This window comes from Neobacillus sp. plas4 (assembly GCF_057221695.1).
In genome coordinates, this window is the sequence record NZ_CM170152.1 from 2037976 (window position 1) to 2059096 (window position 21121).

22 protein-coding genes and 1 tRNA gene are annotated in these 21121 nt (G+C 37.5%); 20 read left to right on the forward strand and 3 right to left on the reverse strand.

Annotated features, from left to right (window positions below):
* Positions 1–8 precede the first annotated feature (8 nt).
* The 7 genes from miaA (at position 9) to glnA (ending at position 7075) form a co-directional block, all read left to right on the forward strand.
* Positions 9–965, forward strand: coding sequence for a tRNA (adenosine(37)-N6)-dimethylallyltransferase MiaA (gene miaA / locus AC2TFD_RS10215; RefSeq protein ID WP_335514133.1), 957 nt, complete (start codon positions 9–11; stop codon positions 963–965).
* 26 nt (positions 966–991) lie between these two features.
* On the forward strand, positions 992–1222 hold the full coding sequence (gene hfq, locus AC2TFD_RS10220) for an RNA chaperone Hfq (protein ID WP_034672853.1): 231 nt from the start codon (positions 992–994) through the stop codon (positions 1220–1222).
* A 233-nt stretch (positions 1223–1455) separates the two neighbouring features.
* Complete coding sequence (spoVK, locus tag AC2TFD_RS10225) at positions 1456–2406, forward strand: stage V sporulation protein K (RefSeq protein WP_335514131.1); 951 nt, start codon at positions 1456–1458, stop codon at positions 2404–2406.
* 218 nt (positions 2407–2624) lie between these two features.
* Complete coding sequence (hflX, locus tag AC2TFD_RS10230) at positions 2625–3893, forward strand: GTPase HflX (protein WP_484675566.1); 1269 nt, start codon at positions 2625–2627, stop codon at positions 3891–3893.
* Positions 3894–3897: 4 nt separating this feature from the next.
* A complete protein-coding gene (locus AC2TFD_RS10235) occupies positions 3898–5160 on the forward strand; it encodes a methionine gamma-lyase family protein (protein WP_484675567.1) in 1263 nt (420 codons plus the stop codon).
* A 149-nt stretch (positions 5161–5309) separates the two neighbouring features.
* Positions 5310–5711, forward strand: a complete 402-nt coding sequence (locus AC2TFD_RS10240; protein WP_335514123.1) for a MerR family transcriptional regulator — start codon at positions 5310–5312, stop codon at positions 5709–5711.
* Between the two features lie 29 nt (positions 5712–5740).
* Positions 5741–7075, forward strand: coding sequence for a type I glutamate--ammonia ligase (gene glnA / locus AC2TFD_RS10245; protein WP_335514120.1), 1335 nt, complete (start codon positions 5741–5743; stop codon positions 7073–7075).
* A gap of 381 nt (positions 7076–7456) precedes the next feature.
* Here glnA and lexA read toward each other — a convergent pair whose 3' ends face one another.
* Positions 7457–8080, reverse strand: coding sequence for a transcriptional repressor LexA (lexA, locus tag AC2TFD_RS10250; RefSeq protein WP_335567422.1), 624 nt, complete (start codon positions 8078–8080; stop codon positions 7457–7459).
* 158 nt (positions 8081–8238) lie between these two features.
* On the opposite strand from lexA, the gene yneA reads away from it, so the two are divergent.
* The 9 genes from yneA to AC2TFD_RS10295 all read left to right on the forward strand — a co-directional run bounded on the left by yneA (position 8239) and on the right by AC2TFD_RS10295 (position 17039).
* A complete protein-coding gene (gene yneA / locus AC2TFD_RS10255; RefSeq protein ID WP_335567421.1) occupies positions 8239–8562 on the forward strand; it encodes a cell division suppressor protein YneA in 324 nt (107 codons plus the stop codon).
* Between the two features lie 10 nt (positions 8563–8572).
* On the forward strand, positions 8573–9229 hold the full coding sequence (locus AC2TFD_RS10260; protein ID WP_335520580.1) for a YneB family resolvase-like protein: 657 nt from the start codon (positions 8573–8575) through the stop codon (positions 9227–9229).
* A 75-nt stretch (positions 9230–9304) separates the two neighbouring features.
* Positions 9305–9535, forward strand: coding sequence for a DUF896 domain-containing protein (locus AC2TFD_RS10265; protein ID WP_484675568.1), 231 nt, complete (start codon positions 9305–9307; stop codon positions 9533–9535).
* Positions 9536–9714: 179 nt separating this feature from the next.
* A complete protein-coding gene (tkt, locus tag AC2TFD_RS10270; protein WP_484675569.1) occupies positions 9715–11718 on the forward strand; it encodes a transketolase in 2004 nt (667 codons plus the stop codon).
* Between the two features lie 230 nt (positions 11719–11948).
* Entirely contained in the window at positions 11949–12389 is a 441-nt protein-coding gene (gene sirA / locus AC2TFD_RS10275) for a sporulation inhibitor of replication protein SirA (RefSeq protein WP_484675570.1), read from the forward strand.
* 77 nt (positions 12390–12466) lie between these two features.
* Positions 12467–12688: a YneF family protein gene (locus AC2TFD_RS10280; protein WP_251630748.1), complete on the forward strand. Its 222-nt coding sequence runs from the start codon at positions 12467–12469 to the stop codon at positions 12686–12688.
* A gap of 160 nt (positions 12689–12848) precedes the next feature.
* On the forward strand, positions 12849–13322 hold the full coding sequence (locus tag AC2TFD_RS10285; protein ID WP_484675571.1) for a hypothetical protein: 474 nt from the start codon (positions 12849–12851) through the stop codon (positions 13320–13322).
* Between the two features lie 170 nt (positions 13323–13492).
* Entirely contained in the window at positions 13493–15244 is a 1752-nt protein-coding gene (locus AC2TFD_RS10290) for an ABC transporter transmembrane domain-containing protein (protein ID WP_484675572.1), read from the forward strand.
* A gap of 1 nt (position 15245) precedes the next feature.
* Positions 15246–17039, forward strand: coding sequence for an ABC transporter ATP-binding protein (locus AC2TFD_RS10295; RefSeq protein ID WP_484675573.1), 1794 nt, complete (start codon positions 15246–15248; stop codon positions 17037–17039).
* Between the two features lie 274 nt (positions 17040–17313).
* On the opposite strand, the gene AC2TFD_RS10300 is transcribed toward AC2TFD_RS10295, so the two are convergent.
* The gene (locus AC2TFD_RS10300; RefSeq protein WP_484675574.1) at positions 17314–17493 is read right to left on the reverse strand and encodes a Spo0E family sporulation regulatory protein-aspartic acid phosphatase; all 180 of its coding nucleotides are present in this window, start codon (positions 17491–17493) and stop codon (positions 17314–17316) included.
* A gap of 253 nt (positions 17494–17746) precedes the next feature.
* On the opposite strand from AC2TFD_RS10300, the gene AC2TFD_RS10305 reads away from it, so the two are divergent.
* Together AC2TFD_RS10305 and AC2TFD_RS10310 are read left to right on the forward strand one after the other, a co-directional pair.
* Positions 17747–18454, forward strand: a complete 708-nt coding sequence (locus AC2TFD_RS10305) for a cytochrome c biogenesis CcdA family protein (protein WP_335514921.1) — start codon at positions 17747–17749, stop codon at positions 18452–18454.
* 53 nt (positions 18455–18507) lie between these two features.
* On the forward strand, positions 18508–18981 hold the full coding sequence (locus AC2TFD_RS10310) for a CcdC family protein (RefSeq protein WP_335514924.1): 474 nt from the start codon (positions 18508–18510) through the stop codon (positions 18979–18981).
* Positions 18982–19573: 592 nt separating this feature from the next.
* Here AC2TFD_RS10310 and AC2TFD_RS10315 read toward each other — a convergent pair.
* Positions 19574–20002 carry a DUF2621 domain-containing protein gene (locus AC2TFD_RS10315; protein WP_335514928.1) on the reverse strand — a complete coding sequence of 143 codons (429 nt, stop codon included), beginning with the start codon at positions 20000–20002 and terminating at the stop codon, positions 19574–19576.
* A 218-nt stretch (positions 20003–20220) separates the two neighbouring features.
* On the opposite strand from AC2TFD_RS10315, the gene AC2TFD_RS10320 reads away from it, so the two are divergent.
* Positions 20221–20317: transfer RNA gene (locus AC2TFD_RS10320), tRNA-Sec, on the forward strand.
* A gap of 141 nt (positions 20318–20458) precedes the next feature.
* A complete protein-coding gene (locus AC2TFD_RS10325; protein WP_484675575.1) occupies positions 20459–20932 on the forward strand; it encodes an immunity protein YezG family protein in 474 nt (157 codons plus the stop codon).
* The last annotated feature ends 189 nt before the right edge of the window (positions 20933–21121 follow it).

A 21121-nucleotide genomic window follows, 5' to 3' on the forward strand; every position in this document is an offset into this window, starting at 1 on the left:
TGAAATTAGTGGATTCAAAACAGAAATTATTAGTCATTATTGGTCCAACAGCCGTTGGAAAAACAAAGTTAAGCATTGAGCTGGCTAAACGGTATAATGGCGAAATTATTAGCGGTGATTCTATGCAGATTTATCGTGGAATGGATATCGGGACTGCCAAAATAAAAAATGAAGAAATGGAAGGAATTCCCCATCATTTGATTGATATTAAGGAGCCGGATGAAGGTTTTTCAGTAGCTGAATTTCAACAACTTGTTCGGGCCAAAATATCTGAAATCACCTCGAAAGGAAAACTTCCAATCATTGTTGGCGGGACTGGGCTTTATATTCAGGCCGTCATCTATGATTATCAGTTTTCTGAGGCACCTGCAGATGAAGTATTTCGTCTGCACCTTGAAGATAGGGCAAAAGAAATTGGAAATGAAGCGCTGCACGATGAATTAAAAAAGGTGGACCCTGAGAGTGCAAGCCAAATTCATCACAATAATGTGAGAAGGGTGATTCGAGCACTTGAAATTTTTCACTGTACTGGTAAGATTATGAGTGAATATCAAAATGCTCAACAGCCCGACCTTCTTTACGATACAGCTTTAATTGGTTTAACGATGGAGAGGGAAAAGCTATACGAACGGATTAACATCCGTGTTGAGATGATGATGTCAGAAGGGCTTATCGAAGAAGTGAGCGATTTACATAAGCGAAATATTCGTGATTGCCAATCGATTCAAGCAATAGGCTACAAAGAAATTTATGATTTTCTTGATGGGAAGGTTAGCTTTCAAAACGCGGTAGAAAATTTAAAACAAAATTCTCGCCGATATGCAAAAAGACAATTAACCTGGTTTCGGAACAAAATGGACGTTGAGTGGTTTGATGTAACCGATGTCTCAAATTTGTCAAAAAAAATAACCGAAATTTCTCATTACATTGAAGGAAAGCTACAAGTAAAATCGAATACATATTAGTAGAGATAAAAGAGGAGGATATACAAATGAAAACCACCATCAACATTCAGGACCAATTTTTAAACCAGTGTCGTAAGGATAATACCCATGTAACGGTATTCTTATTAAACGGGTTCCAATTACGAGGCCAAATCAAAGGCTTTGATAATTTCACAGTACTTTTCGAATCAGAAGGAAAGCAACAATTGGTTTACAAGCATGCCATTTCAACCTTTGCACCGCAAAGAAATGTTCAGCTTGACCTGGATGCCCAATAATCTTATAACTACCCTGAGTCCATCATCCATGGACTCTTTTTTATTTTTAATAATGAAATGATTATTAAATGAATACACATAAATGAAGGAGTATTGTTATGGAAAACGCGTGAAAAGCAACAAGTAATTGAATTTGCGATTTCCTCTCGCTATTTGTCAGAATGGTAAATTATTTCTCAGTAGCGAATAAAGCTGCTTAACGTATAATGTTTGCAGAATGAGAGGTGAAGGCTTTGGATCAACCGATTCGCATGAAAAGTAATGGACAGATAACTGTTTCGCTTAACTCGCATAAGAGGAAGACGCTTTCGAAAGAGCTTCCAATTCCTCAAGTTGTTCCAAAGGAAATTCCCCCGGAGCACGCGGCATTAAAGGAAATAGAAGACGAGCTCGGGGCATTAGTGGGTATGGAAGAAATGAAACGAATGATAAAAGAAATTTATGCGTGGATTTTTGTGAATAAGAAACGGGAAGAAGTGGGGATGAAGGCGAGAAAGCAAGCGCTTCATATGATGTTTAAGGGCAACCCTGGGACAGGGAAAACAACGGTAGCTAGATTGATTGGCAAGTTGTTCTTAAAGATGAATGTCCTTTCTAAGGGCCACTTAATTGAAGCGGAACGGGCCGACCTTGTTGGGGAATATATTGGCCATACCGCACAGAAAACGCGTGATTTAATCAAAAAAGCACAGGGTGGAATTTTGTTTATTGATGAGGCATACTCATTAGGGCGCGGCGGAGAAAAGGATTTTGGGAAAGAGGCGATTGATACACTTGTAAAGCATATGGAGGATAAACAGCATGAATTTATACTTATTCTTGCGGGGTATTCACGTGAAATGGAATATTTCCTAACTTTGAATCCAGGGCTGCACTCCCGTTTTCCATTAGTCATTGATTTTCCTAATTATACGATTGATCAATTAATGGAAATTGCCGGCCGAATGCTCGATGAAAGAGAATATAGTTTAAGTCATGAGGCGGAAAAAAAGCTGAAAGACCATTTAATTTGGGTCAAGGCTGTCTTGAGTCCGAATAGCTTTTCAAATGGACGGTATGTTCGAAATATTATTGAAAAATCAATACGTGCCCAGGCCATGAGGCTGCTGCTGCAAAATAGCTTTGACAAACATGAATTAATGACATTAAGAAGTAACGATTTAATTTTTGAAGAAGATCAATAAAAAAATCGGCGGATATGGATACCGCCGATTTTTCAATGTGAGTATTATTCGTATGCGTGAGTAATTTTCGCTATGCGAGAGTATAATTCACTATGGGAGTTTATTACTCCCTGTCCGAGCGTATTTTCTCCTATTGATTCTAAAAAATGATCAAATTATGGTGTTGACCACTTTTTTGGTATGATAGTGTAAGGAAATTTATGAAAGCAGGTGTTGGTATGGAACAAGAAGTAAGCTTAGAAAAAGCAATCTTAGTTGGCTGCCAAACGCAAACAGAAGACGATAGTCGATTCCAGTATTCGATGGAAGAACTTGCATCCTTAACAGAAACAGCTAAAGGTGAAGTTCTAATGACTGTGGTTCAAAAACGAGAGCGCGTCCACTCAGCGCTATACATAGGAAAAGGTAAAGTTGAAGAACTAAAAGCGCTTGTAGAAGAGGTAGAAGCGGATATAGTCATTTTTAATGATGAATTATCACCAAGCCAAAAACGAAATCTTGCTTCTGAATTAGATGCCCGTATTATTGACCGGACGCAGTTAATATTAGATATCTTTGCTCAAAGAGCAAGGTCTAAAGAGGGTAAGCTCCAGGTTGAATTGGCCCAGCTTCAATACTTATTGCCGCGTCTTGCTGGTCAAGGGACCGCGTTATCTCGATTGGGAGCTGGTATTGGGACGAGAGGACCTGGGGAATCAAAATTAGAATCGGACCGTCGTCATATCCGACGTAGAATTGATGAAATTAAGAATCAATTGGCGGTCATTGTTCAACATCGGGATCGTTACCGTGAAAGAAGGAAGAAAAACAAAACATTCCAAATTGCGATTGTCGGCTATACGAACGCAGGTAAATCAACTCTTTTTAATCGTCTATCCGAAGCGGATTCCTATGAGGAGAATCAATTATTTGCTACCTTGGATCCGATGACAAGAAAGTTGGTATTACCGAGTGGTTTTCAAACCTTGGTTACCGATACTGTAGGTTTCATTCAAGACCTTCCAACTGCACTAATTGCAGCATTTCGTTCGACTCTGGAAGAAGTAAAAGAAGCAGATCTGCTTTTACATGTCGTTGATATGTCAAATGCGGACTACTTTCAGCATGAAAAAACAGTAAATAAGCTGCTTGAGGACTTAGAAGTGAAGGACATCCCTCAGATAACGGTTTATAATAAGAGAGATATTAAACATCCTGATTTTGTACCAACAACGAACCATCCTCTTATTTTCGTAAGTGCCTTCAACAAAGAGGACCGCAATGAATTAAAAAGAAAAATTGAAAAAGTAATGATTGAAATGATGGATCAGTATCAAGTCAGGATTCCTTCAACAGAAGGGAAGCTGATTGCACAATTAAAGAATGAGACAATTGTAAGAGAACTGGTTTTTGATGAAGAAAATGAGCTTTATCAATGCAGAGGATTTGCATTGCCAGATCATCAAATTTCCGGACAATTACTGAAATACAAAACGAGAATGGAGTAACAGTATGTTTCAACAGTTAAAAAATGGGGAAAAGCTTCAACAAATTGTACGTGGTGTAGAACAACAAATTGGTAACGTACATAAAGAGATAGATGAAAGAATTGAAAGCAATCAATTTCGAGTTTTGAAAAGTTATCAAGAGCACCGAGTTAGCGATTCTCACTTTATTCCTTCAACGGGTTATGGCTATGATGATATCGGCAGAGATACATTAGAACTTATTTATGCAGATGTATTTGGTGCAGAAGCAGGTCTAGTTCGTCCGCAAATTATCTCAGGGACGCATGCAATATCAATCTCTTTGTTTGGTATCCTTCGCCCTGGCGATGAACTTCTTTATATAACAGGCAAACCGTATGACACGCTTGAGGAGATTGTTGGAATTCGCGGCAATGGAGTGGGGTCGTTAAAGGAGTTTGGAATTTCCTATGATAGTGTGGAGCTGTCGGATAAGGGATCGATTGACTGGAATCAGGTTGCTGACAAAATCAAAAGTAATACCAAAATGATCGGCATCCAACGCTCAAAGGGCTATGCAACCCGTCCTTCCTTTACGATTGCTGAAATCAAAGAGATGATTTCGTTTGTAAAGGAAATAAAAGAAGATGTCGTGGTTTTTGTAGATAATTGCTACGGAGAATTCGTTGAGGAATTGGAACCGTGTCACGTGGGAGCCGATTTGATGGCAGGTTCATTAATTAAAAATCCTGGCGGAGGAATTGTGAAGACTGGTGGGTATATTGTAGGGAAGAAACAATATGTTGAAGCCTGTTCTTACCGAATGACATCGCCAGGCATTGGTGCTGAGGCTGGTGCTTCCATTTACAGCCTTCAAGAAATGTATCAAGGTTTCTTTTTAGCACCGCATGTTGTTGGTCAAGCCTTAAAAGGAGCGGTTTTTACAGCAGCATTTCTAGAAAAATTAGGGATGAATTCTTATCCTAAATGGGATTCTTACCGTACGGATTTAATTCAATCGGTTCAATTTGATGATAAAGATAAAATGATAGCTTTTTGTCAGGCTATTCAATTTGCTTCGCCGATTAATTCTCATGTAACAGCCTATCCAGCGTATATGCCAGGATATGAGGATGATGTGATCATGGCTGCGGGAACATTCATCCAAGGTGCAAGTATCGAGTTGACAGCAGACGGACCAATAAGACCTCCTTATGTAGCTTATGTTCAAGGCGGGCTAACCTATGCACATGTCAAAATGGCCGTTTGTATTGCCGTAGACTCTTTAATACAAAAAAATCTAATTTGAATTGAAATAATAATGGATGCAAAGAATAACTAACGTAGTTATTCTTTTTTTTGGAAAAACCATGTTAGAAAACCTAACATAGGATTGACATCTTTTCTTACACGAAATATAATAACAATATAAATCAGTAAGAGGAGAGGAGAAATTGAATGAGTGGAAAAGAAATACGCCGCTCGATGCCTTTATTCCCAATTGGAACTGTTATGCAGCTGACTGAACTAACTGCCAGACAAATTCGATATTACGAAGAGCACCAATTGATTTCTCCAGCTAGAACTGATGGGAATAGAAGACTCTTTAGTTTAAACGATATTGATAGACTACTAGAAATTAAGGATCTCATTGATCAAGGTGTGAATATGGCTGGAATTAAACAGCTTATCCTCATAAAAGATCAACAGTCCAATGTGATTCAGCAACAGGCCGAAAAAGCCAAGCAGGAGTTAACAGACGATCAGTTGCGAAATTTGCTCCGACACGAATTACAACATTCTGGAAGATTCAATCGTTCGTCACTCAGACAAGGAGATATGTCACGATTTTTCCATTAAGTTAAAATTAAATTTTGGAGGTAATAAGGATGGCAAAGTATACAAGAGAAGATATTAAGCAGTTAGCACAAGAAGAAAATGTTAAGTTTATTCGGTTGCAGTTCACTGATATTTTAGGAACGATTAAAAATGTAGAGATTCCAGTCAGCCAATTAGAAAAGGCATTAGATAATAAAATGATGTTTGATGGTTCATCTATCGAAGGATTTGTGCGTATTGAAGAATCTGATATGCACCTTGTTCCTGATTTAAATACTTGGGTAGTATTCCCGTGGACAGCTGAAAAAGGAAAAGTTGCTCGTTTAATCTGTGATATCTACACTCCAGAAGGAAAACCATTTGATGGCGATCCACGAAGTAACTTAAGAAGAGTATTAAAAGAAATGGAAGAACTAGGATTTACAGACTTTAACTTAGGACCTGAGCCTGAATTCTTCTTATTTAAATTAGACGAAAAAGGTGAGCCTTCATTAGAATTGAACGACCAAGGCGGATACTTCGATCTAGCTCCAACTGATTTAGGTGAAAACTGCCGTCGTGATATCGTACTAGAGTTAGAAGAAATGGGCTTTGAAATTGAAGCTTCTCACCATGAAGTAGCACCAGGTCAGCACGAAATCGACTTTAAGTATGCTGATGCTTTAACAGCATGTGACCAAATTCAAACATTCAAATTAGTAGTTAAAACAATTGCTCGTAAACACGGCTTACATGCGACGTTCATGCCAAAACCATTATACGGAGTGAATGGATCTGGAATGCACATGAATCTTTCATTATTTACCAATGGCAAAAACGCATTCTATGAGCCAACAGGCGACCTTGAAATGAGTGATACAGCTCGTCAATTTATCGCTGGTATCCTTAAGCATTCACCGAACTTTACAGCTATTACCAATCCGACAGTAAACTCTTATAAGCGTCTGGTTCCTGGCTATGAAGCACCTTGCTATGTTGCTTGGTCTGCTAGAAACCGTTCACCATTAATTCGTATTCCATCTTCTCGCGGATTAAGCACTCGTGTAGAAGTAAGAAGCGTTGACCCAGCCGCTAACCCATACCTGGCGATGGCTGTACTATTAAAAGCTGGTTTAGATGGAATTAAAAATAAAATGACTCCTCCGGCTCCAGTTGACCGTAACATCTATGTAATGAGTAAGGAAGAAAGAATTGAAGAAGGGATCCTCGATCTTCCAGCAACTCTAGCAGAAGCTTTAGAACAATTAAAGGCTGATGAAGTGATTGTTGCAGGTTTAGGAGAGCACATCTTCGAACACTTTGTTGAAGCAAAAGAGATTGAGTGGGATATGTTCCGCACAGTAGTACACCCTTGGGAACGCGACCAGTATTTGAGCATGTACTAAAATACTCAAACCCAGTGTGGATATAGTCCATACTGGGTTTTTTTTTGTTAATGTAAGTGGATTGTTTCACCATTGTGCCCCGTAAAAGTGATATTCTTCAATTAAGGTAAGAATCACGCCATGATTGTGCCCGTAAAACTGGAAATTTACAATTAAGGTAAGAATCACGTCATGATTGTGCCCGTAAAACTGGAAATTTACAATTAAGGTAAGAATCACGCCGTGATTGTGCCCATAAAACTTGAATTTTTCAATTAAGGTAAGAATCACCTCGAGATTGTGGCCTATACAACCGGAGGTCTCTTATTAATTCCCGTCTTAATAATCAATAACAACACCAAATAAAAAAGAGCAGCCACAAACGTGGCTGCTCCCAAATGATTAATGTATATGACGATAAACCCCAATAACTTTCCCCAGAATAGATACATTTCTCAAAATTATCGGATCCATTGTAGAATTTTCAGGCTGCAAGCGAATGAAATCTTTTTCTTTGAAGAATCTCTTACATGTCGCTTCGTCTTCTTCTGTCATGGCGACAACGATATCTCCATTGTTCGCAGTTTGCTGCTGTCTCACGATTACGTAATCTCCATCGAGAATTCCGGCTTCTATCATACTCTCACCCATGATTTCTAGCATAAAAACTTGTTCATCTGCTGGTGCTAGACTCTCAGGCAGCGGAAAGAACTCTTCTACATTCTCAATAGCGGTAATAGGAAGTCCGGCAGTAACTTTACCTACAATCGGCACGTTAACAACATTATTTCTTGGGATATTTGCAATTGCATCCGATTCTAGTATTTCAATTGCTCTTGGTTTTGTTGGATCTCTTCGAATTAGTCCTTTGCTTTCCAAACGTGCTAAATGACCATGAACGGTAGAACTTGAAGCAAGTCCTACTGCTTCTCCAATTTCTCTTACGGATGGTGGATAGCCCTTCTTCTTTACTTCCCCTTTGATAAATTCAAGGATATCCTGCTGTCGCTTAGATATTTTTGTCATAATAAGATACACCTCGCCCTATTTAATTATTTAATTTATTATAGCATGTTGGTATTTTTTATACAAACATAAGTTCGAATTTTTGTTGACAACAAACAAATGTTCGGATTATAATGAAAACATATAAACGAACATACATTCTGAATAGGGGTTATATGATGAAAAATTTATGGGAGAAATACTCTTTTGCAATAGTACTTATTATCTTGAGCTGTACATTAAGTTTTATTTTATCAATACGTTTTAATTCGAATGTAGAAGAAAAGTTCTTGACAATTACCGTATTTGAAGGCGACTCCCTTTGGGAAATCTCCAACCAATATTCTGAACTTCATTCTTACTCAAATACCGAATTTATCAGTTGGGTTAAACAGCATAACGAAATAGAAGGAGATAGAATTTATCCAGGTGAAGAAATTATCATCCCTGTAAACTATGAAGTAGGTTCTTTAACTGAATATGCAAGTGCAGCTGGAGAGTAAAAGTCCGATGATGAATGCAATAATATACTGCCGAGTTAGTACCAACAAAGAAACCCAGGAAACCTCATTAAAACGTCAGGAAGAGGAACTTGTACAGCTTGCCAGTCAGCATCGTTTCAATGTTGTCTCCATAATTAGAGAGCAAGCCAGCGGTTATGACCTAGAACGAGATGGGATCTTAGAGTTATTAGATATATTGAAAGAAAAAACGATACAGGCTGTGCTAATTCAGGATGAGACAAGACTTGGAAGAGGAAATGCGAAAATTGCTCTCTTGCACTGTATATTAAAAGAAGAAGTAAAGCTTTATAGCATTTCTCATAATGGTGAGCTGCAACTGTCTGAAAGTGATTCAATGGTATTAAAAATCGTAGGAATGGTAGAGGAATACCAGAGAAAGCTACATAATATTAAGATTAAGCGGGGAATGAAAAGAGCAGTTGCTCAAGGGTATAAGCCTGAGAAAAATCTAAAAAACCTCGAGTCGAATTCAGGCAGAGAGAAAATAGAGGTTCCGGTTGAGGAGATTATCCGGCTTCGAAAAAACAAGTTAACGTTTGCAGAGATAGCTGCTACATTAAGGGGTTTTGGATATACTATATCAAAAGCAACTGTTCACAGACGTTATCAAGAATTCCAAGAATCTATTGAGTCAGAGGAACAATAGACCATTTGCCTTGTCAGATGGTCTTTTTTTTAGTAAAATCAATTTTTGCGAAGATATTCGAAAGGCGGGTTTTACATGCTCTCAAAAGAAAAAATGGCTAGAATCAATGAACTAGCCAGAAAAGCCAAAGTAACTGGATTAACAGAAGCAGAAGCAAAGGAACAATCAAAACTAAGAAGTGAGTATTTAACCACTTTCCGCAGCTCTATGTTAGATACATTAACAAATACAACTTTTATTGATCCAGAAGGTAAAGATGTAACACCTAAAAAGATAAAAGATAGAAAAAAATATAATCTTCATTAATCAATGGAAAAACTTTTTGTTTTTCCTATTTACATATTGTCTCCCTTTGTGTGTAAAAATAATAAAATGAAAGTAAATTAATTTGTTTAGTAATCAAATTAATTGTTGAATTAATGCCCGCTGAACTATAATATTAAGGGTGTTATTATTATCCTATTGAAACAGGAGTGATTATTTACATGTTTGAAACTATTGATGATTTGTCCGTAACATCTATTCGTACACTATCGATTGATATGATCGAAAAAGCAAATTCAGGGCATCCAGGTTTGCCAATGGGTGCTGCACCAATGACTTACGCATTATGGACTCGTTTTATGAACCATAATCCAAAAAATCCAGAGTGGTTTAACCGTGACAGATTTGTATTATCTGCAGGCCATGGATCTGCTTTATTATACAGCATGCTTCATTTATCTGGTTACAATCTTTCTATGGATGACTTAAAACAATTCCGCCAATGGGGAAGTAAAACTCCTGGACATCCAGAGTATAAACATACTGAAGGTGTCGAAGCAACAACTGGTCCTCTTGGACAGGGTATTGCAATGGCTGTGGGTATGGCAATGGCAGAACGTCATACAGCTAGCGTCTATAATAAAGAGAATTTCGAAATTGTAAACCATTATACATATAGTATTTGTGGTGATGGAGACTTAATGGAAGGTGTATCAGCAGAGGCGGCTTCTCTAGCTGGACATTTAAAACTTGGACGTTTAGTTGTTTTATACGATTCCAATGATATTTCATTAGATGGTGATTTAAATAAATCCTTCTCTGAAAGTGTTAAGAACCGTTTCTTATCATACGGCTGGCAATACCTTCGAGTAGAGGACGGCAACAATTTAGCAGAAATCGCAAAGGCTTTAGAAGAAGCTAGAAACGATTTAGATCGTCCAACTATGATTGAAGTTAGAACTGTGATTGGTTATGGTTCTCCAAACCGCGCTGGAACTTCTAGTGTCCATGGCTCTCCACTTGGAGCAGAAGAATTAAAGCTGACAAAAGAAGCATATAAATGGACGTTTGAAGAAGATTTCCATGTGCCACAGGAGGTTTATGATAACTTCAAGAACCTTATCGTTGAAAATGGTTCGAAGAAGGAAAAAGAATGGAACGACTTATTTGCACAATATAAGAATGAATATCCAGAATTAGCAAATCAATTAGAAGCAGCATTAAGAAATGAATTGCCTGAAGGCTGGGACAAAGACATTCCAGTATATAGTGAAGGCAAAGCCCTAGCTAGCCGTGCATCTTCTGGTGAAGCTCTAAATGGCATTGCAAAAAATCTACCTATTTTTATGGGTGGTTCTGCTGACCTTGCTGGTTCTAATAAAACCATGATCAAAGGAACAGGCGATTATGCACCAGGCAGCTATGAGAACCGAAATATCTGGTTCGGTGTACGTGAATTTGCAATGGGTGCTGCCATGAATGGTATCGCCTTACATGGCGGAGTGAAAATTTTCGGAGGAACTTTCTTCGTGTTCTCTGACTACCTGCGTCCTGCTATCCGTCTAGCTGCTATCATGGGATTACCTGTTACGTATGTATTTACGCATGACAGTATTGCGGTTGGGGAAGATGGACCTACACACGAGCCTGTTGAACAACTTGCGGCTTTACGTGCAATGCCAGGTCTTTCTATTATTCGTCCAGCTGATGGTAATGAGACTGCTGCTGCGTGGAAGCTTGCAGTTGAGTCTACAAACAAACCAACTGCTTTAGTGTTAACTCGTCAGGATTTACCAACTCTTAAAGATACAGACAAAAATGCTTACGAAGGCGTCTCCAAAGGTGCTTATGTGGTTTCTCCTTCCGAGAGAGAAACTCCAGACGCTTTAATCCTAGCTTCTGGTTCAGAGGTTAGTCTAGCTGTTGAAGCACAAAAAGCTTTAGCTGGTGAAGGAGTTCATGTTTCTGTTGTAAGCATGCCATCATGGGATCGTTTTGAGCAGCAATCTCAGGAATACAAAAACACAGTACTTCCTAAGAATGTGAAAAAGCGTCTTGGAATTGAAGTTGGTTCTTCAATGGGCTGGCATAAATACACTGGTGATGAAGGCGATGTATTAGCGATTGATACATTCGGCGCATCTGCACCAGGAGAAAAAATTATGGAAGAATACGGCTTCAGTGTTAACAATGTAGTTGCACGCGTGAAGGCACTTCTTCAGTAATTAGAACTACTTAAAGAGAACGGCACATGCCGTTCTCTTTTTTTGATTTTCGAACATTACATGAATTTTCTTGGCTAAGAGACAGTCCAAATATTTGTAAGATATAATAAAATTTGTATATTTTATGTATTCGACAATATTAGTGCTATTTTTTGCCGGCTTAAGACAAATGTTTTGATTGCTATTATTTATAATTGGTAGAAAGGGTAATCAACGAAGGAGAGATCGTGGTGAGGAATTATCAGCTTTATTTAATAGAAGATGAATTTGCCGCCCATTACTTCGGAAGAGAGCGTATGTTTTTCAAGCTTTTTCAGGAACATGACAAAGCAGAAGGCGAACTAAAATTTATAACCAATAAACAAATATCCTATATAACAAAACCATTGGAAGTTTTAAAAATCCATCAATTAATTCAAAAACAACTTGGAAAAAAGAAGGGTTTCCGAGCGGAACATGGTACATACTTGATAGAGTTAAGTGGAAAACTAAGTACAGCTAAATTAAGGGTGTTCCAAGATATAATCACAATTGAGGCAACGGGCAGCTATGAAGCTGAAACCATTTTCTTTGAGGTGCTTAGAAAATGTGAATCTTCCTTTATGGCATTAGACCTTGATCACCAGCGGTTTGGATGGTTAAGGCCTATCAAAGAAAGAAAATATGTCTAATCTTTTAAAAGAGAATATTGTATATTCTTGTTTTATTTAGTACACTGTATGGTAGACAACATGAAGGAGGAAGTTTAATGGGTACAGGTCTATGGATTCTAGTTGTTGTACTAGCGTTAGTAGCTGGTGTGGCTCTAGGATTTTTCATTGCTCGAAAATATATGATGGATTACTTAAAGAAAAATCCGCCAATCAATGAGCAAATGCTAAAAATGATGATGATGCAAATGGGTATGAAGCCTTCTCAGAAGAAGATTAACCAAATGATGTCAGCCATGAATAAACAGCAAGGTAAATAATAAATAAAACAAAAACCACTTTATCACGGATGAAAAGGTGGTTTTTTTTATATTGATTTTTTAGAAAAATCTTATATTAAGATTTTCTATTGAAATACGTGTTAAATAAGTACATACTAGTTACGCTAAGATTAAGAACATAGAAAAAGGAGCAATTCTCATGAAAAAAGTTTTATCACTCATCTTCGTTTTACTTCTAGCTTTAACTGCTTGTGGAACGCAAGATAAGGAAGAAACAGCGGCACCTGACGAAAATAAGACAGAACAGGGTACTAACGCTGATAAAGAACCTCAAAAAGAGTTAACAGCAGAAGATGAAAAGTTTACTCAGTTAATGGTGGAAAAAAATTATGATGCGATTATTAAAGAGGCTATTTCCTTAAAAACAGAAGAGCAAAAGAATTTCTATTACCTTGCTTCAGCATTTATCAAAAATAATGAGGTCCAAACAAAGACCTATACAGAAACAAACTATAATGACGCAAAAACGGATTATACGGTCATTGTAAATTATTTAAAGAGAGTAAAATATGTACCGGATGAAATCAAAGCTGAAGTAGATGAATTAAGAAATGTATCTGAAGAAAAAGCGGCATTTTACACAGAAGAACTTGAGAAACAAGCAGCCCAATAATAGGGATAGAAATGTCTAGCACTCATTTTAAAAATGAGTGCTTTTTATTGGAAAAAAAAGGTGTCTAAATCTTTATTCTTTTTCTAAAATTTGATAAAATATACCTTCGGGCAAGGTGAAATGTTTTTTAAAAATAATAATTGTTAAGTTGATACTTCGGGGGAAAGAGAATGAGAGTATTTTTAGATTTAGGCTGGTTTTTTAAGCAAGAGAAAAAATCATATATATCAGGAATCGTAATTTTGTTGTTCGTTGCACTGCTTCAACTCGTCCCTCCAAAGGTTATTGGGGTGATTGCCGACCATATTAATGAAGGGACACTGACCAAAGGCATGCTGCTAGAGTGGATGGCCATATTAGTGGGTGCAGGTCTAGGAATGTATGTCCTGAGATATTTTTGGAGAATTATGATATTTGGTTCATCTGTAAAGCTAAGCAAACAGTTACGTAATACTTTATATCGCCACTTTACCAATATGTCACCCTCGTTTTATCAGAAACGAAGAACGGGTGATTTGATGGCGCATGCGACAAATGATCTGCAAGCGATCCAACAAACTGCTGGATTAGGCGTTTTGACATTGGTCGATTCTCTTTCAACAGGCGGGACCGTTATTCTAGCAATGGCCTTTACAATAAGCTGGAAACTTACCTTAATTTGTTTAATTCCAATGCCTATTATGGCACTCCTTACCAATTGGTTTGGCACCATGCTGCACCGAACTTTCCACAAGGCTCAAGAAGCCTTCTCTGCCTTGAATGATAAAACTCAGGAAAGTATTTCGGGAATTAAGGTAATTAAGACGTTTGGACAGGAAAAAGAAGATATTGAGGATTTCAGAAAGCAATCAGAGGATGTAGTCCAAAAAAATATCGTCGTTGCCAAAATAGATTCTTTATATGATCCAACGATTTCTATCATCGTAGCAATATCCTTTTTCTTAGCTATTACTTTTGGTTCCAGATATGTGTTGGCTGGAGAGCTGTCGATTGGAGAACTCATTTCATTTACGACTTATTTAGGACTATTGATTTGGCCGATGTTAGCATTCGGTTGGTTGTTTAATATCGTTGAACGCGGGCGTGCTTCATATGACCGTGTAGCAGCCTTACTGCGGGAAAAGTCGGATATAACTGATAAGCAAGCTGTGTTGGAGGCAGTCCCAAGCGGCAGTATCTATTATGAGATCGAAAAATTTACTTTTCCAGGTGAAAAAGAACCGATGCTTAAGGATGTTTCTTTTATGCTAAACAGGGGAGAAACACTTGGAATTGTTGGAAAAACGGGTGCAGGAAAAACAACTCTGTTAAAGCTGCTTATCCGTGAATTTGAAGACTATGAAGGTGGAATTACATTTGGCGGCCATCAGCTTCAAGAATATAAGCTTGGGAAATTACGTGAGGCAATTGGGTATGTTCCTCAGGATCATTTCTTGTTTTCCGCAACGGTTGCAGAAAATATTGCCTTCACGAATCCGAATGCGCCAAGAGAAGAAATCTATGCCGCTGCTAAACTAGCGAATATTCATAATGATATTCTTCAGTTTACAGAAGGATATGAAACCGTCGTTGGTGAAAGAGGCGTATCTTTATCAGGCGGCCAGAAACAAAGAATTTCTATTGCGCGTGCACTGTTAATGAATCCAGAAGTATTAGTGCTGGATGATTCGCTATCTGCCGTTGATGCAAAGACTGAAGAGGCGATTCTATCAGCATTAAGGCTGAATCGTGAGGGGAAGACAACGATTATTACGTCGCACCGCCTAAGTGCTATCCAACATGCCAACTTAATTCTTGTTCTTGATGAGGGCAAGGTCATCGAAAGGGGAACACATGAAGAACTAATGGCATTGGATGGCTGGTATAAAGAAATGTATTTGCGTCAGCAGCTAGAGGAGTTGGTTGAGCATGGAGGACATTAAAATGGAAGAAAAAATGCAGCTGACAAAACAAGAACAACGAAATGTTTTAACTCGCTTGCTGGCATATACCAAACCACACAAAAAGACATTAATCCTTGCATTTAGTCTGCTGCTGTTGACTACTTTGGGAGAATTAGCAGGTCCGCTGCTTGTAAAAATCTTTATTGATGATTACCTAACACCCGGAAATTTAGTTTTTGAGCCCCTTTTAATCCTTGGGGCAACGTACCTAGGGATCCAAATTATCAAATCATTTTTAATGTTTTTTCAATTAGTGAAGTTTCAGGCGATTGCTTTAAAAATCATCCAACAGCTTCGGATTGATATTTTTTCGAAGGTACAGTCACTGGGTCTAAGGTATTTTGACCAAACACCAGCCGGGAGTATTGTTTCAAGGGTGACAAATGATACTGAGGCCATAAAAGATATGTTTGTGACCGTGCTCTCGACCTTTATCCAAAGCGGGTTTTTACTAACGGGTATTTTGATTACCATGTTTGTGTTGGACGTAAAACTGGCACTTTTCTGTCTAATTTTTATACCATTAATACTCCTTGTTATGAGCTTATATCGAAAATTTAGTTCTCGTTTTTATTTGGATATGCGTGAAAGATTAAGCCAATTAAATGCAAAACTAAGTGAATCTCTGCAGGGAATGAGTATTATTCAAGTATTTCGCCAGGAAAAGAGGCTTCGAAAAGAGTTCGAAGACATCAATGATAAGCACTTTAATGCGGGAATGAAGAATCTGAAAATTGATGCATTATTACTGCGTCCAGCAGTCGATATGATTTTCATTTTGGGATTAATTATCGTATTAAATTATTTTGGTATTACATCATTGGATAGCCCGGTTGAAATTGGTATGTTATACGCTTTTGTCAATTACCTCGAGCGTTTCTTTGAACCGGTAAACAATATGATGATGAGATTATCCTTGTACCAGCAAGCGATTGTGGCGGGTGCCCGTGTTTTTAGAATTCTGGATATAGATGAATTGGCACCTGCGCAAAGTGAGGAAAGTGCTCTTACCATTAAAGAGGGGAAAATTGAATTTAAGAATTTAACTTTTTCCTATGATGGACAGCGCGATGTACTGAAAAATATATCCTTTACTGCATACCCAGGGGAAACCGTGGCACTGGTTGGACATACAGGAAGCGGGAAAAGTTCCATTATCAATCTATTAATGAGATTTTATGAATACGAGAAGGGCGATATCTTACTTGATGGTAAATCCATTCGTGATTTTTCGAAGGATGAACTACGAGAAAAAATGGGTCTCGTCCTTCAGGATCCGTTTTTGTTTTTTGGAACAGTGAGAGACAATATTACGTTGCATAATGATACTTTAACAGATGAACAAGTGGAGGCAGCAGCTAAATTTGTTCAAGCGCACACGTTTATCGAAAAATTAGAAGATTCCTATGATCATAAAGTGGTTGAGAGGGGTTCTACCTTTTCGAGTGGTCAGCGTCAATTAATTGCGTTTGCGCGGACCATTGCAGCGAATCCAAAAATTCTCGTATTGGATGAGGCAACTGCTAATATTGATACGGAAACAGAGGAAGCAATCCAAACAGCTCTAGCCAAAATGCGGGAAGGGCGGACGACGATTGCCATCGCCCACCGATTATCTACCATTCAGGATGCGAACTTAATTCTTGTTTTGCACCAAGGTGAAATTGTGGAACGAGGCACACATCAAGAACTATTAGCCCAAGGCGGCTTATACCACAAAATGTTCCTCTTGCAAAATGGAGGAGTAGAGCGGTTAGAGGATGTTATCCATTAAAAATGAAGGCTTTGTTAGATAAATTTGTTGATTGGTAATTAAGTATCCAGCGAAAGTAAAATAAGCGGAGATTTTCCGGTTATGCTATATAAAATCCCCCATTTTAATGTATTTTTTATAAATAGGCGGAATTTTTCCGTCTATTTAGGATATTTTTAATGTTTTTTACCAAATAAGCGGAATTTCTCCGCCTATTTAGATATTTAAAATTAATAAAATCAACTTTTAACATAGCCAAAAAGAAAAATCCTGGCAATTGGCCAGGATTACTGATTTAGAGACTCGCCATATGGCGAGTCTTCTTTATATATTTTCGATTATATTCATTAAGAAGATGGTCTAATTCCTGACTATAGCGAATTGCAATGGAGGAAGTCAGGCCGTTTGTGACCGCGACTTGTATCATTTCAGCACGTTTTTTTTCAATCAGTGCAATTAGTTCTTGTTTAATCACAGCCGTGGTCCTTTCCGGAGAAGCTCCATTTAATAGAAAAAATTGATAGGAAATTCTCTACCAATGTTTTACTAGTATAACCTAAGATGGGAATTAATACAAAACAATTTGTAAAAAAATATCCATTTTAATTCAATATTTTGATGGAAGTTTAATAATTTCTTAGCGACACAAAATATTCATGTTAATCATTATCTTTTAGGGGGAAGGTTTGCTAAAATGAAATAGTATCGACTATAGTAGGAGTGTTAATATGACGGATGTAAATATATTTTTAGCCTTAGGGGCCGGATTTTTAAGTTTTATTTCACCATGCTGTCTACCGCTTTACCCTGCCTTTCTATCTTATATTACCGGGATGTCAGTAGGGGAGTTAAAAACTGAAAATGCCATGCTTCAAAAGAGGAGTCTACTACATACGATATTTTTCCTTATCGGTTTTTCGGCTATTTTCATTGCCATTGGATTTGGAACATCGTTTGTTGGCCGCTTCTTCATGGAATACAAAGATTTAATTCGTCAGCTTGGCGCAATTTTCATTGTTCTCTTTGGATTAATAATTGTCGGTATTTTTAAACCAGAATTCCTGATGAAGGATCGCCGGTTAGAATTCAAAAACCGACCTTCTGGCTTTATTGGCTCTATTTTAATAGGTATGGCTTTTGCTGCTGGATGGACTCCATGTACCGGACCAATTCTAACATCAGTCATTTTACTTGCTGCTTCTAATCCTGGATCAGGTGTTTTATACATGACCGCCTACTCACTCGGGTTTGCCATTCCGTTTTTAATCATGTCTTTCTTTGTGGGCAGAATGAAATGGATCCGCAAAAATAGCGGAATGATTGTTAAAATCGGCGGTTATCTCATGATTGTTATGGGGATTGTTCTTTTCTTTGACTGGATGACCAAAATCATTGCGATTTTCTCAGGTATGTTTGGCGGATTTACAGGCTTTTAAACATTATAGATTATGAATTTTACCTTGAATTAAGGAATTAGGGGATGGTACCTATGAACTTTGTTGTTGTTTCTTCAATCGGTGCAGTATTTATGGGGATATTTGCTTTATTTGTCCGGATGAAGGCAGCAAAGAAACCTACAAATGGAATGAAGATTATTCTGCCTCCAGTGTTTATGTCTAGTGGAGCACTTATGTATGTGGTGCCGGAATTTCGGTTAACCCCTATGGAAATCGTAGAGGTAGTCATTGTAGGAATGCTGTTTTCCATCCTGTTAATAAAAACCTCAAAATTTGAGATTCGCGAAAATGAGATTTATCTTAAACGCTCAAAAGCATTTATGTACATTCTAGTTGGTTTATTGGTTGTGAGATTAGCTTTAAAATCGATTTTAAGTACGACAATCGATTTTGGAGAACTGAGCGGTATGTTCTTCCTTCTAGCATTTAGTATGATTGTTCCTTGGCGGGTTGCCATGTATCTGGATTATAAGAAGCTCCATAAACAGATTCATAGTCAACTCTGAAATAAGTATTGAAAACGCTCAGGGCAATAGCTCTGAGTGTTTTTTAATAGCGATATCTTTTGATTTTATCAGACAAATACTGTACTCCATATAAGATATAGGCTTTATAGTGTAAATAGAAAAAGAACTGAAGATGATTTATGCGATTTAGACTGATAATTTTAAGCTTTTTAAGAACATCAATGAAAAAGAACGCAAAAGCGCCATCTGAGATTAAATTAAGCAAGATGAATTTTTTAAAGTTTCCGTAAGATAATTTAAGCAGCCAAATGGAGAGCGGCATATAAGGGCCGACACTAAAAGGGAGCTCATCCCTTATAAATGATTTACGTTTATCGTAAAACTTCTACCAATTCCTCTTATGCCCATACAAATGATTTATGATTTCAAAAATAACGATAAAAACTCCGGAAAAGGCAAAACGTCTTATATTGCGCTTTCCTATAAATAACAATGACATCCAGGGAATCAATATTATCAATAGATTAAATACCTTGTGCCTCTTTGTCGCCATCCATTATTTCACCTCAATATAGACTCCCTAACTAAGATAACCAATTTTATGAAAAAAAACCGCCAAAAATTGGACGGTTTAGAATAGGTGCTCGTAGGGAGCGACATCAATTCGATTTTCAAAAAGCTTTTTTCGTAAAAATTTTTGATCTCTCTTTGGAGTTGCTTGAATATAGCCTCGGATCACGAGTTCTTCTGTAATTTTTGTTACCTTTTCACGAAGGGCAATCTCGCCAATCTTACCAGCTATTTTATGTCGTGCAACATCACGGAATAATTCGGGAACGGGACTGACTAAATCTTCAAGAAGCGCTTTCTCCTCGTCTCCCCACAAATGACGGGATTCGTTCACATAATACTCTTCCCAGTCCATTGCCGATTTGCCATCGTCTTTTGGCATTCTCTTAAGAAACTTACGAAACATAAAAAATCCGCCAATCGCCATGGCCCCGGCAAAGGCAAAAATCCATATTAATATAAACCATAGAAACCAACCTGTTAGTTGCATAGAATTCACCTACATAATACTATTTTCATCTATTTATTATAGTCTGTAATGAGCCAAAAAGACAAGCCTCGACCTTCATGATCAAGGGAACTGCCATCTACATATTGGATTGCAAAAATTGTCGGAAAAATGACAATATCCTTGGTGCTATTGATTTTATACTATATTCCATTGTATTATGGTTACTAGTGATATAAAATTTTTCAAAATATTATTATGGGGCTGAATGGGGTACTGGTGTCCTCCACAGTCTTCAAAACTGCTTGAGACCTGCGTGCCAGGTCTGGTGAGTTCGATTCTCACACAGTCCCGCCAATTTTTTGATGCTCATAATACATATTTAACCGCACGGTGAATTTTTTACCCGTGTGGTTTTTACTATTTAATGAAAAAATCTTCTCTTTGGAATGTGGAACTATTAAGAGGAACAAGACTATCCTTAGGGAGGAAAAAGACATGGAAACGAGAATAATGGAAGATAAATATAAACAAGCAGCTAATTTAATAAATAATTTAATTCCTGAAAAATGGGAAAAAGTATACTTATATGCTGAAGTTAATGAAGAATCTAAATGGGTATTCTTTTATTATTATCCCAAAGGGAAAGGGGCTCCTATCTATTATCTAGATATGAAAAACTATTTTACTATAGACGAGGATGTATTTAGAAAATTAAGGAGACAATTAACGGAAACTTTTAAAGAATTGTGGTTAGAATTTAAGCAGAATAAGCAAGAAGAATGGACGAACCTAACATTATTCTTAGAAAGCTCGGGCCAGTTCAAGGTTGAGTATGGATATGAGGATATTTCAGAAGTTGATAATTATGAACATCATTTGATTTGGAAGTATAAATATTTAGGGTTAAGAACAGATGGGGATAGAGCAGTCAAAATAGTTGAGAACTATTTGAATGATTTAGAGGGTTAGCTCAAAAGGGCCATTAAAAGATAGAAAGATGTAGCCAGGCTTTTTATCTGGCTTTGTCTTTTTTCAGTGTGCATTTTGTGGTTATTGTAAAAAACAAAATTGAAATGGCTTAGCCGGCTGAGATGTCTCTTACCCAATCAAAAATAATCTCTTTATGCCCCCTTTGCTATTAAAATGCATAAATAGCAT

What these genes read in the sequence shown, in the direction of transcription:
- yneA (WP_335567421.1), top strand. Translation starts at nt 8,239, where the DNA reads ATGAAAAATTTATGGGAGAAATACTCTTTTGCAATAGTACTTATTATC.
- tkt (WP_484675569.1), top strand. Translation starts at nt 9,715, where the DNA reads ATGTTTGAAACTATTGATGATTTGTCCGTAACATCTATTCGTACACTA.
- AC2TFD_RS10325 (WP_484675575.1), top strand. Translation starts at nt 20,459, where the DNA reads ATGGAAACGAGAATAATGGAAGATAAATATAAACAAGCAGCTAATTTA.
- AC2TFD_RS10315 (WP_335514928.1), bottom strand. Translation starts at nt 20,002, where the DNA reads ATGCAACTAACAGGTTGGTTTCTATGGTTTATATTAATATGGATTTTT.
- glnA (WP_335514120.1), top strand. Translation starts at nt 5,741, where the DNA reads ATGGCAAAGTATACAAGAGAAGATATTAAGCAGTTAGCACAAGAAGAA.
- AC2TFD_RS10290 (WP_484675572.1), top strand. Translation starts at nt 13,493, where the DNA reads ATGAGAGTATTTTTAGATTTAGGCTGGTTTTTTAAGCAAGAGAAAAAA.
- AC2TFD_RS10285 (WP_484675571.1), top strand. Translation starts at nt 12,849, where the DNA reads ATGAAAAAAGTTTTATCACTCATCTTCGTTTTACTTCTAGCTTTAACT.
- AC2TFD_RS10235 (WP_484675567.1), top strand. Translation starts at nt 3,898, where the DNA reads ATGTTTCAACAGTTAAAAAATGGGGAAAAGCTTCAACAAATTGTACGT.
- AC2TFD_RS10265 (WP_484675568.1), top strand. Translation starts at nt 9,305, where the DNA reads ATGCTCTCAAAAGAAAAAATGGCTAGAATCAATGAACTAGCCAGAAAA.
- hflX (WP_484675566.1), top strand. Translation starts at nt 2,625, where the DNA reads ATGGAACAAGAAGTAAGCTTAGAAAAAGCAATCTTAGTTGGCTGCCAA.
- AC2TFD_RS10310 (WP_335514924.1), top strand. Translation starts at nt 18,508, where the DNA reads ATGAACTTTGTTGTTGTTTCTTCAATCGGTGCAGTATTTATGGGGATA.
- AC2TFD_RS10295 (WP_484675573.1), top strand. Translation starts at nt 15,246, where the DNA reads ATGGAAGAAAAAATGCAGCTGACAAAACAAGAACAACGAAATGTTTTA.
- hfq (WP_034672853.1), top strand. Translation starts at nt 992, where the DNA reads ATGAAAACCACCATCAACATTCAGGACCAATTTTTAAACCAGTGTCGT.
- AC2TFD_RS10240 (WP_335514123.1), top strand. Translation starts at nt 5,310, where the DNA reads ATGAGTGGAAAAGAAATACGCCGCTCGATGCCTTTATTCCCAATTGGA.
- AC2TFD_RS10260 (WP_335520580.1), top strand. Translation starts at nt 8,573, where the DNA reads ATGAATGCAATAATATACTGCCGAGTTAGTACCAACAAAGAAACCCAG.
- lexA (WP_335567422.1), bottom strand. Translation starts at nt 8,080, where the DNA reads ATGACAAAAATATCTAAGCGACAGCAGGATATCCTTGAATTTATCAAA.
- AC2TFD_RS10280 (WP_251630748.1), top strand. Translation starts at nt 12,467, where the DNA reads ATGGGTACAGGTCTATGGATTCTAGTTGTTGTACTAGCGTTAGTAGCT.
- AC2TFD_RS10305 (WP_335514921.1), top strand. Translation starts at nt 17,747, where the DNA reads ATGACGGATGTAAATATATTTTTAGCCTTAGGGGCCGGATTTTTAAGT.